The following is a 15679-nucleotide window of genomic DNA, read 5'->3' on the forward strand; positions in this document are numbered from 1 at the left end:
TAGTGGTCAACCCATCCCGGACAGTGGGTTGAGTTTTTCTTCGGCCACCGCAGGCGGTAGCCCGTCGTTGAATTGATGCGGCCTGATCCAGTTGTAGCGGTGCATCAAGTAATGACTGATGTCCCGTTGGGCCTCCTGCGCCGTCAGGGGTGGATTCAACCGGTCGTTGCAACACCTTTGATCGTGGAGGTGTTTATGGGGCGACCTGCAGGGTGGATGCAGGAGTTGACGGGGCGAGGGGCAATGCGCTCGCCAGGTGCCCCGTCACTTCGCCGAGAGATCGAGCGGCTATTTTGGGAACAGATCGCAACCGGGATCACAAGCGAAAGGGCGGCAGAGGCTATTAGCGTATCGTCAGCGGTAGGCACACGCTGGTTCCGTCATCGCGGCGGAATGCCATTATTCATGTCGAACCACATATCAGGAAGGTACTTGTCGTTCGCTGAGCGAGAAGAGATCGGGTTGCTCCGGGCGCAAAGTGTTGGTGTGCGTGAGATTGCTCGCCGTCTTGGACGAAGTCCGTCGACCATTTCACGGGAGCTGACTCGTAACGCAGCAACTCGTAGCGGCCGGCTCGAGTATCGCGCTTCAGTCGCGCAGTGGAAGGCGGAATTGGTTGCCAAGAGACCGAAGCCGGCGAGATTGGTGACCAACCCGCAACTGCGCCATTACGTGCAAGAGCGCTTGGAAGGCAAGGTTCATAACGCTAATGGCCGTGAGATTGCCGGTCCTCTACAGGCACCATTCAAGGGACGAAATAAACCACATCGTGGTGACCGTAAATGGGTCAATGGTTGGTCACCCGAACAGATTGCCAACCGGCTGCAAATCGACTTTCCGGATGACAAGTCCATGCGTATTTCTCACGAAGCCATATATCAGGCTCTCTACATTCAAGGGCGAGGCGCTCTCAAGCATGAACTGGTGAGTTGCCTGCGTACTGGGCGGGCGTTGCGCGTACCAAGAGCCAGGGCGCAGGCCAAAGCATGGGCACATGTCAGTGAGGATGTCATGATTTCCAGCCGTCCTGCTGAGGTGGAGGATCGTGCCTTACCAGGGCATTGGGAGGGTGATCTGATCATTGGCCTGAACCGATCCGCCATCGGGACGCTGGTCGAGCGCTCAAGCCGATTTACCATGCTCGTTCATCTGCCTCGCGAGGAAGGTTACGGGCTGACTCCCCGGACGAAGAACGGCCCCGCTCTTGCTGGCTACGGTGCTGTCACCATGACCAATGCATTGAAGAGGGCCGTGACTGGCTTACCCGTTCAGCTGTGGCGATCATTGACTTGGGATCGTGGAAAGGAGTTATCGGATCACGTCCGCTTTACCATTGAGTCTGGAGTGAAAGTCTTCTTTGCCGACCCTCACAGTCCATGGCAGCGCGGTACGAACGAGAATACAAACGGTCTTCTACGGCAATATTTCCCGAAAGGCACCGACCTGTCTCGTTGGAGTTACCAAGAGATCCAAGCAGTAGCCCATACGCTGAACACTAGACCCAGGAAAACGCTCGGCTGGAAAACACCTGCCGACGTACTGAACGACTATCTAACATCTATTCAGCAACCCAGTGTTGCGAGGGCCGATTGAATCCACCCTCAGGCGTCAACGCCTTGCTCTTCGGGGTCACACCCTGGCGCTCCGCCTCGAGCTGCTTCACCCAACGGCGCAAGGCCGAATCCACCACCCCCAGCGAACGGCAGGCGTCGATATGGCTGTAGCCTTGGTCCAACACCAGGGCCGCGGCCTCTCGTTTGAACTCGGCGGAAAACGTACGTCGTTGCTTGCTCATCAGACACCTCTCTCACGGCGAGGATTTTCGCCTAAATCGGTGTCCGGGATCAGTAGACCACTACAGCAACAATACGGTGCGCTTGGAGCTAGCGCTGCTGAGCCACCTGTTCACAGTGGCCATTCAAGAATGGGGATTAGGCCTGACGTTCAATCCTGTGCTGAACATCAGAAAGCCAAGCCCCGGAGAAGGACGTGACCGCCGCCTTACCGCTGATGAGGAGCGCAAACTCATTGCTGCAGTTAAAAAGCACAGCAATCCCATGCTGAATTGGATCGTACGCATCGCACTAGAAACTGGCATGCGCTCTTCCGAAATCACAACCCTGCGTCGCGGTCAGGTAGATGTAGCGCGCCGTATCGTCCGCCTGCTTGATACCAAAAACACACAGCCTCGAACCGCCCCACTGACGACCGATGCCACCGCCGCTTTCCGCGAGGCATTGGCCAACCCGATTCGTCCACTCGACTCGGATTTGGTTTTCTTTGGTGACCTGCCCCCAGTTTTAGTACCGCTGCCTAGTTAGTAGGCCCTGGGGTTGATATTAATTTTTCCTGCTTCAGCTGCTGCTGGCGAGTTCGCCAACTTGCAGCAAATTCTGCCGGGGTGAGATTGCCAATCGCGCTGTGCGGTCGGTGTTCGTTGTAATCCCGCCGCCAGGCCGCGATGCGGATTCTCGCTTCGGCCAGCGAACAGAACCAGTGCTCATTGAGGCATTCGTCCCGGAACTTACCGTTGAACGACTCGATGAAGGCATTCTGCGTGGGCTTACCAGGCTGAATCAGCTTCAGCTTGATGTCGCGCTGATAGGCCCATTGATCGAGTGCCTTGCCGGTGAACTCGGGCCCCTGGTCGGTGCGGATCGCTTTCGGGTGGCCGCGAAACCGCGCCATCTCGTCCAGCGCCCGTGTGACACGAAAGCCGCTGATACCGTGCTCCACCAGGATGCCGACCGACTCCTTGGTGAAGTCATCGACCACCGTCAGGCATTTGATCCGCCGCCCGGTGCTCAGTGCATCGAAGACGAAGTCCATCGACCAGACCTGGTTTGGTGCGCTCGGCAAACTCAGACGTTCGCGCTCCACCGCGACGCCATGGCGGCGGCGCCGCCGTTTCACCATCAAGCCGGCAGCGCGGTACAGGCGATAGATCCGCTTGTGGTTGACCTGCACGCCAGCACGCCGCAGCAGGATGTGCAGGCGGCGATAGCCAAAGCGCCGGCGCTCTTGGGCCAGTTCCACCAGTTGGGCTTGCAGCTCGGTGTTTTGCACACTGGCTCGCGGCTGGTAGCGCAACACCGAGCGGGACAGCCCGATCAACTGACAGGCACGACGCTCGGAGATGCCGGTTCGCGCCTGCATCTCCTGCACCGCCTCCCGCCGTGCTGTCGGGCTTACCCTTTTCCCCGGGCGACCACTTTCAGCGACTCGATGTCGAGGTGGGCCTCGGCGAGCAACTTCTTCAATCGGCTGTTTTCCAGTTCAAGATCCTTCAACCGTTTGGCGTCCGCCACGGTCATACCGCCAAACTTGGCCCGCCAGGTGTAGAACGAGGCATCACTGAAGCCGTGTCGGCGACACAGTTCCTTCACCGGCACACCGGCCTCCGCCTGCTTGAGGAAGTCGAGAATCTGCTCTTCGGTAAAACGCTTTTTCACTGCCGTCTCCTGCTCGGAAAACGGACTCTACTAAGTTTGACATGGTACTGAAATCGGGGGGCAGGTCACAACTCTAAAAATTCGACCGAAGCTTAATATGCTGTACTAGAAGTAAAAAATGGGCTATAGAGAGCTGCAATTGAAAGACCTTGCACACCAACGATACTTTATTGAACTACTACAAAAGAATCGACCATACGCAATGAAATTATTAGAGGAAATATCTAACGATATTGTTTGTGACGAAAAAGAACTAATGCTCGAATATATACGCAACGCCTTTCCAGAGGACAATGGTATCCAGGAACCAAACGACGATAACGGTCCGATGTAGGGCTTTATTACCATCGCCTGATTTTGACATTTACGTCAAAAAAAAGTATCCTGTCCCTCATCAAATTGGTGAGGAAACGCCCTTGCGGACGGTCCAAGAGCTAGGCCGAGCGGTTGCTGAACGTAGACACCGGCTAGGGCTAAAACAAGGTCTTGTGGCAATTGAGGCCGGAATATCTCAGGAGTGCCTTTCTCGCTTCGAGCGCGGACGATCGGAGGAGCTTGGGTCCAGAAAGCTGCTTGCCATTCTTAAAATTCTTGGGCTGGAGCTATCTCTGCAGGCCATTTCTTCTGACACGCTCGGCAATACAACAAAGGTTTCTGTTGATGAATGACCTGTTCACTATTCCTGGGAGCGGTTGCGAACCAGCAACGGGTGACCTATTTGCTCCAGTTTCTGCGGGGGTAGGTAAGCAAATCAATGGCTCAGACCATGACTTTTTGCGAAAGCAACACGTGCCGCCCTTTTGTAGCAAAGGCCCTGGGCTTTCGCTTGTAGACCTTTTTTGTGGTGCAGGAGGGATTTCCCTTGGGATCGCTGAGGCAGCTTATGATCTCGGTTTAAGCTTGCATATCCCATTAGCTGTCGACTTTGAACCAACGGCTGTAAAAGTATACAAAGAGAATTTTAAGTTCGCCAATGCGATTCAAGCGAACGTTAGCGACCTGTTTAGTAGCTCTGATCAATTTGATAACCTTACGGATACGGAGCAACAGTTGAGAGCTCAGGTGGGGAAAGTCGATATTCTAGTCGGCGGACCACCATGCCAAGGACACTCAGATTTAAATAATTATTCGAGACGGAACGATCCCAAAAACAGCCTGTATTTCATAATGGCTCGGGCGGCTTACGTGCTCCAACCTTCTCATATTATAATCGAAAATGTCTTGGGGGCGCGCCATGATAAAAATGGCGTTGTTCACAAGACGATTTCCGCTCTTCAGGAGCTTGGCTATCGAGTCGAGATGGCCCCTGTAGACCTAACGGTTATTGGGGTTCCTCAAACTCGCCGCAGACTAATAATAGTTGCGTCTAAATCAGCCACTGAAGGCATTACAAAGGCGGTCGAGCGATTCACTACACCCGTGCGCAACTTGGAATGGGCCATTAAAGACCTCGAAGATAGTCATTCGCCGAATTTGGAAGAAACTCCTTCTAAGCCGTCGAAGGACAACATGGCTAGAATTAACTATCTTTTTGACAACGATATAGATGACCTACCAAATCATATGAGACCTCCCTGCCATGCCCATGGCAATCACTCCTACAAAAGCATTTATGGTCGGTTAAAATGGAGTGAGCCATCGCAAACTATCACAAGTGGCTTTTATAGCATGTGCATGGGCCGCTACGTGCATCCGAGTCGCAGGCGTACACTGACTGCCAGAGAAGCAGCTCGACTGCAGTTCTTCCCAGATTATTTTAAATTTAACGCTGCAGGGTCTAGAACTGCAATCGCGAAGATAATCGGTAACGCGGTGCCACCCAAGCTGTCTTATATATTTGCTTATAGTCTGATATGTGACAATCGCATATGAATCTCGAAAAGTTACAAGACTTGAAACCTAAGGTTTGTGGATTATTTTCAGGCATTGGGGGGTTGGAGCTTGGCTTCCATCTAAATGGTTTTCAATCTCAGATGCTTTGTGAGATCGACCCGGTAGCTGCGCATGTTTTGAAAGTCCGGTTCCCCAACGTAGAACTTATCGACGACGTTCGAGATGTGTCATCGCTGCGCGGCGCAGATGTATTATGTGCTGGCTTTCCATGCCAAAACCTTAGTTCCTCAGGAAACAAGGTAGGAATCAACGGCAGTCAGTCCTCATTGGTAGATGAAGTTTTCAGAGTACTCAAAACCAATCATCCTAAATGGGTGATTATTGAAAATGTCCGGTTTATGCTTCATCTAAACAAAGGTGAGGCCATGAGACGGATAGTTGAGAGCTTCGAGCAACTTGGTTACAACTGGGCTTATCGAGTTATTGACTCCCAGTCTTTTGGCGTACCTCAACGCCGCCATCGGGTTTATTTTGTTGCATCCCGTGAAGAAGACCCTAGAAACGTCATTCTCTCTGATGACAGCGGTAAGCCGGAATCCCTTAAAGAACTTTCAATCGAAGAACCGATTGGCTTTTACTGGACAGAAGGTGCGTTTGCTGCCGGGCTAAATAAAAATGCCATTCCCCCGCTTAAGGCTGGCTCCACCATCGGTATACCCTCCCCGCCTGCAATCTGTTTCCCAGATGGATTAGTTGGAACGCCAGATATTAGAGATGCTGAACGAGTACAAGGCTTCTACGAGGATTGGACTAAGCCAGCTGAGGAAATCGCTAAACCATCAATTAGATGGCGTTTGCTTGGAAACTCTGTAACCGTTAACGTTTCGGAATGGGTTGCAAAGAAAACCTTGAGGCCGGTGGAATACGACGCTTCAAAAGATCGGCCTTTAGGACAAAAATGGCCTATGGCTGCATGGTCCATCAATAAGCAAAGGTATGAGTCCAGTAGCTCAGACTGGCCTTTTGATTCTAAAATCGCTCGAATATCAGAATTTCTGCTACACCCCGTTAAGCCTCTCTCAATACGTGCAACGACGGGATTTCTTTCTAGAGCATATAAAGGCAATCTTAAGTACCCGGCAGGCTTTCTGGAAATACTAAGTAATCATTCAGGATTTAGGTAAAATGGATTTGAGCTCAATTTCGCTAAATGATTTTTTTGAGGCCATTCAATACCTTCGGGAGGCTGACTCTCAAAACAACAACAAAGGCAAACTGATTAAAGAGTGGTACGCACAAAATTTTGGCGCTACCGCGCGCGCGAGTATAGTCAACGAACTGCGCCAAGCTGGCAACAGAGTAAAAGAGCAACTAAGCCCTCAAGATGCACAACATGTTCTCTATGTTGTGACCGACCCTAATGCATTAGACAAGCTGATCAACGACTGTCAGAAGTTTTTGTATAATGGTTTAGAAACCATACTCTTTATGGAGGCAGCAAAAGGCGCCTCAGGTAGCGCCACCCCAGTCTTCCTACTCTCTAACGCAGCCTCTAATAGTTCAGTGGAAGGATTTTATTTAGCAAACTTCAAAGACTTGAAGGTGCACAAATTCAGCCCTGACCGCAAAGTCATTTCCACAGGCGCTAGCCAAACAAACTTGCCTCCGGCCAAACTTCAATCCCTTATAGCTGAAGACAATGAAATTTACTTAAAGGTTTTACAGCTTCTGGATGACGGCTATGGAGGCGTTATCTTCACGGGAGACCCAGGAACAAGTAAAAGCTGGTTTGCTAGACAGATAGCTCTCAGATTGGCTGACGGCGATCAGGAGCTTGTAAAATTTATTCAGTTTCATCCGGGCTACCAGTATGAGGATTTTGTCGAGTCCTACATCCCTAACGAAAGCGGTGGATTTGATCTGGTTGATAAGATTTTTCTACGCGCATGTGAGGCAGCACGAAACAATCCTGATTCAACATCAGTGCTTGTCATCGACGAGCTCAGCCGAACCGATGTCGTCCGGGTATTTGGTGAAGCTCTAACCTACCTAGAACAGTCCAATCGAAAACTGAATTTCACTTTATCTTCTGGGAGATCCTATTCTGTCCCTGACAACTTGGTGGTCCTGTGTACGATGAATCCATGGGATAGAGGAGTCGAAGAACTGGATATGGCCCTGGAACGCCGATTTGCAAAAATTCATTTTGAACCGAAAATTGAGTTACTGAGAGACGCCCTTTCTGGAAGTAGCTTGAGCGATGAGCGAAAAGGAAAACTCGAACAATTTTTCTTCATGACCTCCCGACACTCAAACCGGTTATGCAGTCTCGGCCACGCCTATTTTTTGAAAGTTAAAGATGATGATAGTCTCAAGCGCCTATGGGATCACCAGCTGTCGTTTCATTTTGAAAGAGTACTGAAGAATGATCCCGAGCAGCTGGCTCTGATCCAGTCCGCATGGAATCGTATTTTCCATGAAGAGTGAGAATACAAAGACTCTAACCATCGCGGAATTCAAGGACATGGACGTTCCTGAATCCTTACTACTTCCGAGTGGAGAACTCCTTGCCTACCCCGAGATTCTAGAAAGAAACTTCTTTTCTATTCGATACAAGAAGGGAAAGCCAATATTCCAGGCCGGAGGTTGGGTCGGCGTCATTCCAGTAAATGACAAGTTAAGTCTTAATATAATCCCCAAGGTGCCTATTAGCAACTTGGAGCGGCTTGTTTTCCTATCCAATCACAAACCCGAAATCCTTAAGAACTTCAAGCGCCGCTATTCCCCCCACGATTATTCGTCAAAAAATCTGAATGAGTTCTTGATCGATTGTTTACTAAAGCACATTGAAGAGATAATAAATACCGGACTGTACAAAAAGTATACGAGAGTAGAAGAGCAAACCTTATTTCCCTCCGGAAAGATAAATTTCAACAAAACGATTAGAGCTCGGGCCAAACTTAATGGTATGCATGTCGTAGCTTCGCACTACGAGCGGATGATTGACAACCCCCCCAATCGTTTCCTAAAAAAGGTTTGTTTGGGTCTCTCAAAAAATCCGGAAATGGTAAAGGACAAGCATCGCCGAGTTGCAATACAGTACGCCCTTAACACTTTTGCAGAGGTCTCAGATCACTACGAGCTGCACAACGCGCCGCACGATCCGAGCCTTAATATTGAGTGCCTCAAAGAGAACTATCGCGACGCGGTAGGCTTGGCAATGATCTTCATTTCCGGCAAAGGATTAAGCTTCGGACTTGGTGGTTCTACAAGCGCCAACTCTCTGATTTTGAATCTTGCAGAAGCCTTTGAGTGGTATGCTCTTGAGGTCTTGCGATCCGCTTACCGATACCGGAATGACATTCAAGTCTTGGACGGAAATAAAGGCGGCGCAGATGGAGGGAAAAAAGCGTTGCTAGTTCCACCTCCGCAAGTAAAAAAACCGATTATGGCCACCCCAGATATTGTTCTAAAATCTGTTCAGACCAGTGACAACTCTACCATTGTTATCGACGTAAAGTACAAATCCATAGAAAAGCTTCCCGACCGCGATGACCTTAATCAAATTATTTCTTATGCCGCCTCTTACAGCGCCAGTCACGGAATATTGATATTTCCTGCAAATGATAAAAACCCATCCGGCATAAATCTAATAGGCGAATTACCTGGCGTCAGATTTTACGCCCTGTTTATTGACCTGAATAACTCGCACATCGAGGAAGAGGAGGCCTTGATGGCATCTAGATTGTCAGAGCTTTTTCAAGGGCCTTGAGGATTATTTATGGAGTCGAACGAAGAAATATCATATCGGATGCGTGCTGTACGCCGAGAAAACACTACTCCCGAAATAACCGTTCGCAAAGCCCTACACCGTTTAGGTTTTCGTTTCCGACTACATCGGAAAACGCTCCCGGGCTCACCGGATATAGTTTTAACAAAATATAAAACCGCAATCTTTGTGCATGGATGCTTCTGGCATCGTCACCCAATGTGCAAATATGCCACCTTTCCAAAAACCAGAACAGAATTTTGGTCAAATAAATTCACTGCAAACACTCACCGAGACATCAAAAATATAGCTTCCCTTAACGCCATGGGATGGCATGTCCTTGTGATTTGGGAATGTCAAACTAAAGACAAAATAGTTCTCAATGAAATCCTTATGACTCTCAATGCAGAAGCCCAGCCTCGTAGCTGCTAACGGATCGTCATGCAAATGCACTGAATGTTCCTTTACTATACGCCCTAACGATCGGTACAGTAGCGGTACACAGGCAGGATTGTTCTGATTTCGCTAGACTACGCCAATCTTCTGATTTCGTTGAGCTTTTCTTAGCGTACCTTTCGGTTAGCTTCGCCAGTCTTTGCTACACTTGCAGTTTTTCATAGCAACTCATAATCCTTTGGTCCACGGTTCGAGTCCGTGTGGGCCCACCACCTTCAAAGCCGCGCATTGCGCGGCTTCAAGCTTTTTGGTCTGTCCCTCCCCGAGTGCCTTCCAGCGGCTGGCCATCTCCCCTTACCGCGTTTTCGAGCGTGGTCAGTTCGCTGATCTTTCCGAGTGCGCTAGCCAAACGTCTGCATAAACGGAACGGCACATTGCCTGATTGCCGCGACCACCTGCGGGGCCTGCTCGCTCAGCTCAGTTGAGCGGGCCAACACCCGCTCCAGTGCCTGCAACTGCTCGCGGATCACTTCTTTTGGCCGAGCTACATAGCAGACCTGAGCGAACTCCAGCAGCCCCTGTCGCGAGGCAAAGAGGGTCTTGTTGCCTACGACATCCAGCGCCAGTACATCTTGCGGGATATAAGCCGTGGTGTTGACGATGTCGTAGGCCGGTGCCAAGCGCAATTCGCAGCTGTGCTGGCGGCAGGTTTCCAGCACCTGCCGATAGGTCTCTACCGTTGCACCGGCGAGCCGTGCTGCAGGTCACAGGCTTTGGCATGAATCGCCCGCCACTGCGCGATCAATCGCAGGGTGTCGGCGGCAGCAGCGCAAGTTTCGGCGAAGGCGAACTGGCGCTGGCGGAGCGGAATCCGATGGACGTGGCGCTCTGCTCGCCGCCTGAGCGTGGGAAGGCACTTATCAGGCACTTCCGAAGGCACTACCGGACGATATCGATTCCATCGTCAACGCGGTAACTTCGAAGTACTTAAACCTTCATGAAACTGCAACCTCCAACTCGATCGACAGCTCTGGAAATACATCCTCGGTATTTTCCAAGACCCTAACCAAAGTCTGGATCGTTTCGTCACAGGAAACGCTGGAGCGCCTATTCCAGAGCGCTTCGAACAATCGGTAAAAATAAAATCCAAATAATCAGACGCAGTTCAAAAACAACCAGAACAGATAGTTTTTCCGCCTTTCCCAACATGCTCCTCTCGCCTTGACTCGTTCGATGCAGCGGATCGCCCATGCGTATTTCCGGCATTGTCCGAGGCCCATTCCCTGTTCGACGCGATACCCGGCGCACCCATAACAATATGCCGCCCTCCACGGGCCGATAGCGCCAGTTGTGAGCTTGTCCACCACTGCATTTCCCTCACTGCAAGGAGAGAACATGAGTCGCTCACCCATCCCTCGCCACCGAGCGTTGCTGGCCGGTTTCTGCCTGGCTGGCGCGCTGTCCGCCCAGGCGGCCACCCAGGAAGAAATCCTCGATGCGGCACTGGTCAGCGGGGATTCCTCGCAACTGACCGACAGCCACCTGGTCGCCCTCCGCCTGCAGCAGCAGGTCGAGCGCATCCGCCAGACCCGCACGCAGTTGCTCGACGGTCTCTACCAGAACCTCAGCCAAGCCTATGATCCTGGCGCCGCCAGCATGTGGGTCCTGCCGGCCAACCCGGACAATACCCTGCCCTTCCTCATCGGCGACAAGGGGCGCGTGCTCGCCAGCCTGAGCCTGGAGGCCGGCGGCCGCGGGCTGGCCTATGGCACCAACGTGCTCACCCAACTGAGCGGGGCCAATGCCGCCCACGCACCGCTGCTGAAGCGGGCGGTGCAGTGGCTGGTGAACGGCGACCCGGGCGCGGCCACTGCGAAGGACTTCAAGGTCAGCGTGGTCGGGGTGGACAAGACCGCCACCCTCAACGGCCTGAAGAGCGCCGGCCTGCAACCGGCGGACGCCGCCTGCAACGCGCTGACCGACGCCAGTTGCGCCAGCGCCAGCAAATTGCTGGTACTGGGCAACGGCGCCAGCGCCGCTAGCCTGAGCGCCACGGTGCGCGCACGGCTACAGGCCGGGCTGCCGATCCTCTTCGTGCACACCAATGGCTGGAACCAGAGCAGCACCGGCCAGCAGATCCTCTCCGGCCTGGGCCTGCAGGAAGGCCCCTACGGCGGCAACTACTGGGACAAGGACGCGGTGCCATCCAGCCGCACCCGGGCGCGTTCGGTCGAGCTGGGCGGTGCCTACGGCCAGGATCCGGCGCTGGTGCAGCAGATCGTCGACGGTAGCTGGCGCACGGACTACGACTGGTCGAAATGCACCTCCTACGTCGGTCGCACCACCTGCGACGACGTGCCGGGACTGAGCGACTTCAGCAAGCGCGTCGATGTACTGAAAGGCGCCCTCGACGCCTACAACCAGAAGGCGCAGAACCTCTTCGCCCTGCCCGGCACCACCTCGCTGCGGCTCTGGCTGCTGTGGGCCGACGCGGTGCGGCAGAACATCCGCTACCCGATGGACAAGGCCGCCGACACGGCGCGCTTCCAGGAAACCTTCGTCGCCGACGCCATCGTCGGCTACGTGCGCGAGGCCGGCGCGGCGCAGAAGGAACTGGGCAGCTACGCCGGCCAGCGCCAACAGTCGATGCCGGTATCGGGCTCGGAGGAAACCCTGACCCTCACCTTGCCGTCGGCCCAGGGCTTCACCGCCATCGGCCGCATGGCGGCGCCGGGCAAGCGCCTGAGCATTCGCATCGAAGACGCTGGCCAGGCCAGCCTGGCGGTCGGCCTGAACACCCAGCGCATCGGCTCGACGCGGCTGTGGAATACCCGCCAGTATGACCGCCCGCGCTTCCTCAAGAGCCCGGACATCAAGCTCCAGGCAAACCAGTCGGTGGCGCTGGTATCGCCCTACGGCGGCCTGTTGCAACTGGTCTACAGCGGCGCCACGCCGGGACAGACGGTAACCGTCAAGGTAACCGGCGCGGCCAGCCAGCCGTTCCTCGACATCCAGCCGGGCGAGGACAGCAGCCAGGCGATTGCCGACTTCATCCAGGCGCTGGACGCCGACAAGGCCGACTGGCTGGAGATCCGCAGCGGCTCGGTGGAGGTCCACGCCAAGGTGGAGAAGGTCCGTGGCTCGATCGACAAGGACTATGGCGGCGACGTCCAGCGCTTCATCCGTGAGTTGAACGAGGTGTTCATCGACGACGCCTACACCCTGGCCGGCTTCGCCATTCCCAACCAGGCGAAGACTCCGGCAATCCAGCAGGAATGCGCGGTGCGCGGCTGGGACTGCGACAGCGAGACCCTGCACAAGCTGCCCGGCACCCAGCACATCAACGTCGACCAGTACGCCCAGTGCGGCGGCGGTTGCAGCGGCAACCCCTACGACCAGACCTGGGGCCTGAACCCGCGTGGCTGGGGCGAAAGCCATGAGCTGGGCCACAACCTGCAAGTGAATCGACTGAAGGTCTACGGCGGGCGCTCGGGCGAAATCTCCAACCAGATATTTCCGTTGCACAAGGACTGGCGCGTGCTCCGCGAGTTCGGGCAGAACCTCGACGATACGCGGGTCAACTACCGCAACGCCTACAACCTGATCGTCGCCGGACGCGCCGAGGCCGATCCGCTGGCCGGCGTATACAAGCGCCTATGGGAAGACCCGGGCACCTACGCGCTGAACGGCGAGCGAATGGCCTTCTATACCCAGTGGGTGCACTACTGGGCAGACCTGAAGAACGATCCGCTGCAGGGTTGGGATATCTGGACCCTGCTCTACCTGCACCAGCGCCAGGTGGACAAGGCCGACTGGGACGCCAACAAGGCCGCCCTCGGCTACGGCACCTACGCGCAGCGCCCGGGCAACAGCGGCGACGCCAGCAGCACCGACGGCAACGACAACCTGCTGATCGGCCTGTCCTGGCTGACCCAGCGCGACCAGCGGCCAACCTTCGCGCTATGGGGCATCCGTACCTCGGCAGCGGCCCAGGCGCAGGTGGCGGCCTACGGTTTCGCCGAGCAGCCGGCGTTCTTCTATGCCAACAACCGGACCAACGAATACAGCACGGTGAAGCTTCTGGACATGAGCCAGGGGTCGCCGGCGTGGCCGTTTCCGTGAGTCGTAGCTGAGGGGGCTGGCGCGGGGTGATGCTTCTCGCTCCGCGCCGGTCCTCATGCCCCTCTCCCCGACGGGAGAGAGGGTCGGCCATGCCAGCGGGCAATGCCGTGCCAGGCTGGCAAGCCAAACTGTCGTTCAAGCTGAACGATCCTGCGCAATAATGAGCCCCTTCCACCAGCAAGGACCGCTCATGACCGACCGCCTTCCCTGCCGCGCCTGCGGCCATCTCATTCTCCCGACCACGGCGGCGAGGAACGACGGACTGTGCATGCCCTGCAAGGGCGGCTACCGGCAGAACATCGAGGATGGCAAGCGTTTCCACACGGAGCGACGGCGCTACCTGGCGAGTCCGCAGGCGCTGTACTGGAGCGCGCTGGTGAATCGCGTCTACGATGGCCGCGAGGGATTCGCCGGGCTGTCGCCGGCCGAACGGAGCTACTACGCATTGAGCGTGCTCAGCGGCGAAGTGCACAACGGCGGCTTCGACCAGTACTTCGGCAACTCCTCCGGCGACCAGTACCAGGCGGCGCGCGCGGGTCTTCGCGAGTTGGAGGCGGAGGACGCCCTGGCCCTGCTGGAGCGAGCCGCCGCCCTGCTGTTCGGCGACGGTCCGGTGCCAGTCTCCCAGGCCGAACGCCAGTTGCGCATGCCGACCTGGGCCGATGAACCCGACCGCGACTGCGAAGCGGCCCTGAATGCGCTGGACACGCGCTTCTACGCCCTGGCCGACGCGCTGGGCGAACGCCTGCTGGCCCATGCCCGCCACCATGCATTGTTCGCCCTGGACGAGCCCGATGAAGCCTGAATTGGATGCCCTAGAGGCCTGGCTCGGACAACCGCTGCCGGCTGCCTTCGTCGCCGCTCTGGAGCAGCACGGCGGCCGCCTCGTCGAGCCGGACCTGCTGCTCTACGCCGCCGACGAGTTGCTGGAACGCAACCGGGCCTTCGAAACCTCTCTCTACTGCCCCGGTTACCTGGCCATAGGCAACGACAGCGGCGGCCGCGCCGTGGTGATGGCGCTGGACGACCACTGGCAGGCGCTGTTCCTGGTCGACCATGGCGCGATGACGCCGGACTGCTTCGAACCCCTGGCACCCAGCCTGGAGGCCTGGCTGGAAGCCGGGCCCTGCCTGCCCGAATGACGGAGAAACGCCCATGATTCCTTTCGGCCTCAGCCCCGAACAATTCCGCGAGCGCTACCGCCGCGACCTGCAACGCGCCGCGCCGGGCGTGATCCAGCACCTGCGCGAGCTGCTCCGGCAACCCTTGGAGGAAGGACTGCGCGACGGCGAGATCCAACTGTTCCTCGGCGAGGACGGACGCGACGCAGCGGAAGCGTGGTTGTACCTGAATGGCGCCAGCAACCGGGTGGACGCCAGCGACCCGCGCCTGTTTCCCGGCAAGGCGCTGGACCTGGCGCTCGGCCTGGGACATGCCCCGGATTTCGACGAAGCCTATTTCGCCGACGGCTTCGGCGGCGTCGATCTGCTCGCCGATACGCTGCAAGCCTGGTTCGCCGAGTGCTGGTGGAAGGCCGGCGGCTGGGCCTGGCCGATCCCGCTGTGGCTGCACGTACACGATGGCTTCGGCGACGGCCGTGGCATCGCCCTCACCGAACGCTGCTGAACAGGGAGACCACGCATGGAACTGATCCGCAACCTGGACGATGCGAACATGGGCGAAGTGTATTGGCGCCTGTACCGGCGCTACATCAGCCTGTTCATCGAGAACGAGGCCGACGACGCCTACGCCTGGCGCTGCGCCCGAGCCCTCGACGAACTGGATGACGCCGTGGTCGAGCGGCTTTGTGCCGCCAGCCTGCGCTACCGCGCCGCGCGCCTGGAGCGGCTGGGCGAGTCTGCGGAGGAAGTCGCGCCGGCGCGCGGGGTGCTGGAACGGATCGAGCCGGGCGAGCTGATCGTGCCCGACCCGGAACAGGGCGACGAAGCGGTGATCCACCTGTCGCTGAACTGCGAATGGGACCGCGAACACGGTATGGAATGGATCGTCCGGGGCGGCGAGGTGCTCTACGTCGGCCCCTTTCACGGCGAAGACCCGTGGCGGGACTTCACCGTGAAGGAACCATGGAACTACGCCTGAGCAGAGG

The 15679-nt window shown here is 55.9% G+C and carries 14 protein-coding genes and 4 pseudogenes; 13 read left to right on the forward strand and 5 right to left on the reverse strand.

The annotated features are described in order from the left end of the window. Window positions 1-6: 6 nt before the first annotated feature. A pseudogene (locus FOC67_RS23040) lies at window positions 7-147 on the reverse strand (IS3 family transposase); the annotation flags it as partial. A 69-nt stretch (window positions 148-216) separates the two neighbouring features. On the opposite strand from FOC67_RS23040, the gene FOC67_RS23045 reads away from it, so the two are divergent. Next, window positions 217-1593 carry an IS30-like element ISPa37 family transposase gene (locus FOC67_RS23045; RefSeq protein WP_174707752.1) on the forward strand — a complete coding sequence of 459 codons (1377 nt, stop codon included), beginning with the start codon at window positions 217-219 and terminating at the stop codon, window positions 1591-1593. Between the two features lie 7 nt (window positions 1594-1600). On the opposite strand, the pseudogene FOC67_RS23050 reads toward FOC67_RS23045, so the two are convergent. Then, window positions 1601-1795, reverse strand: a pseudogene (locus tag FOC67_RS23050) (transposase); the annotation flags it as partial. A gap of 64 nt (window positions 1796-1859) precedes the next feature. Here FOC67_RS23050 and FOC67_RS23055 point away from each other — a divergent pair. After that, window positions 1860-2288 (forward strand): annotated as a pseudogene (locus FOC67_RS23055) (site-specific integrase); the annotation flags it as partial. A gap of 25 nt (window positions 2289-2313) precedes the next feature. Here the strand turns inward: FOC67_RS23055 and FOC67_RS23060 are convergent. Beyond that, window positions 2314-3452, reverse strand: a protein-coding gene (locus tag FOC67_RS23060; protein WP_174707753.1) for an IS3-like element ISPa32 family transposase whose coding sequence is annotated in 2 segments (ribosomal slippage) — window positions 2314-3203 and window positions 3203-3452 — 1140 coding nt in all. Because the reading frame shifts where the segments join, the coding sequence is not laid out codon by codon here. Between the two features lie 293 nt (window positions 3453-3745). Between FOC67_RS23060 and FOC67_RS29940 the strand changes: the two genes are divergently transcribed. From FOC67_RS29940 to FOC67_RS23090, 6 genes are read left to right on the forward strand one after another with little or no spacing between them, the layout of a single operon-like run. After that, a complete protein-coding gene (locus FOC67_RS29940) occupies window positions 3746-4120 on the forward strand; it encodes a helix-turn-helix transcriptional regulator (protein WP_083842324.1) in 375 nt (124 codons plus the stop codon). Beyond that, window positions 4113-5324: a DNA cytosine methyltransferase gene (locus FOC67_RS23070; RefSeq protein ID WP_009315181.1), complete on the forward strand. Its 1212-nt coding sequence runs from the start codon at window positions 4113-4115 to the stop codon at window positions 5322-5324. The genes FOC67_RS29940 and FOC67_RS23070 overlap by 8 nt, the downstream gene beginning before the upstream one ends. Further along, on the forward strand, window positions 5321-6469 hold the full coding sequence (locus FOC67_RS23075; protein WP_009315180.1) for a DNA cytosine methyltransferase: 1149 nt from the start codon (window positions 5321-5323) through the stop codon (window positions 6467-6469). Before FOC67_RS23070 ends, FOC67_RS23075 begins: the two co-directional genes overlap by 4 nt. Window position 6470: 1 nt before the next feature. Next, complete coding sequence (locus tag FOC67_RS23080) at window positions 6471-7772, forward strand: McrB family protein (RefSeq protein ID WP_009315179.1); 1302 nt, start codon at window positions 6471-6473, stop codon at window positions 7770-7772. After that, a complete protein-coding gene (locus FOC67_RS23085; RefSeq protein ID WP_083842323.1) occupies window positions 7762-9057 on the forward strand; it encodes an McrC family protein in 1296 nt (431 codons plus the stop codon). The genes FOC67_RS23080 and FOC67_RS23085 overlap by 11 nt, the downstream gene beginning before the upstream one ends. A gap of 39 nt (window positions 9058-9096) precedes the next feature. Beyond that, window positions 9097-9486 carry a very short patch repair endonuclease gene (locus FOC67_RS23090; protein ID WP_305965288.1) on the forward strand — a complete coding sequence of 130 codons (390 nt, stop codon included), beginning with the start codon at window positions 9097-9099 and terminating at the stop codon, window positions 9484-9486. 365 nt (window positions 9487-9851) lie between these two features. Here the strand turns inward: FOC67_RS23090 and FOC67_RS23095 are convergent. After that, a pseudogene (locus tag FOC67_RS23095) lies at window positions 9852-10139 on the reverse strand (type II toxin-antitoxin system HipA family toxin); the annotation flags it as partial. Window positions 10140-10557: 418 nt separating this feature from the next. Next, window positions 10558-10701: a hypothetical protein gene (locus FOC67_RS23100; protein WP_003085001.1), complete on the reverse strand. Its 144-nt coding sequence runs from the start codon at window positions 10699-10701 to the stop codon at window positions 10558-10560. Window positions 10702-10800: 99 nt separating this feature from the next. Between FOC67_RS23100 and impA the strand changes: the two genes are divergently transcribed. From impA to FOC67_RS23125, 5 genes are all read left to right on the forward strand, one after another. Then, window positions 10801-13572 (forward strand): ImpA family metalloprotease, encoded by a 2772-nt coding sequence (gene impA, locus FOC67_RS23105; RefSeq protein WP_031627670.1) that lies wholly within the window; start codon window positions 10801-10803, stop codon window positions 13570-13572. Window positions 13573-13762: 190 nt separating this feature from the next. Next, complete coding sequence (locus FOC67_RS23110) at window positions 13763-14377, forward strand: DMP19 family protein (RefSeq protein ID WP_009315175.1); 615 nt, start codon at window positions 13763-13765, stop codon at window positions 14375-14377. Then, window positions 14367-14714 carry an SMI1/KNR4 family protein gene (locus FOC67_RS23115; RefSeq protein WP_009315174.1) on the forward strand — a complete coding sequence of 116 codons (348 nt, stop codon included), beginning with the start codon at window positions 14367-14369 and terminating at the stop codon, window positions 14712-14714. Before FOC67_RS23110 ends, FOC67_RS23115 begins: the two co-directional genes overlap by 11 nt. A 13-nt stretch (window positions 14715-14727) precedes the next feature. After that, the gene (locus tag FOC67_RS23120) at window positions 14728-15198 is read left to right on the forward strand and encodes a hypothetical protein (RefSeq protein WP_003084993.1); all 471 of its coding nucleotides are present in this window, start codon (window positions 14728-14730) and stop codon (window positions 15196-15198) included. Between the two features lie 15 nt (window positions 15199-15213). Beyond that, on the forward strand, window positions 15214-15672 hold the full coding sequence (locus FOC67_RS23125; RefSeq protein ID WP_003084991.1) for a hypothetical protein: 459 nt from the start codon (window positions 15214-15216) through the stop codon (window positions 15670-15672). The last annotated feature ends 7 nt before the right edge of the window (window positions 15673-15679 follow it).

This window comes from Pseudomonas sp. FDAARGOS_761, from assembly GCF_013343155.1.
Lineage (GTDB): Bacteria > Pseudomonadota > Gammaproteobacteria > Pseudomonadales > Pseudomonadaceae > Pseudomonas > Pseudomonas aeruginosa.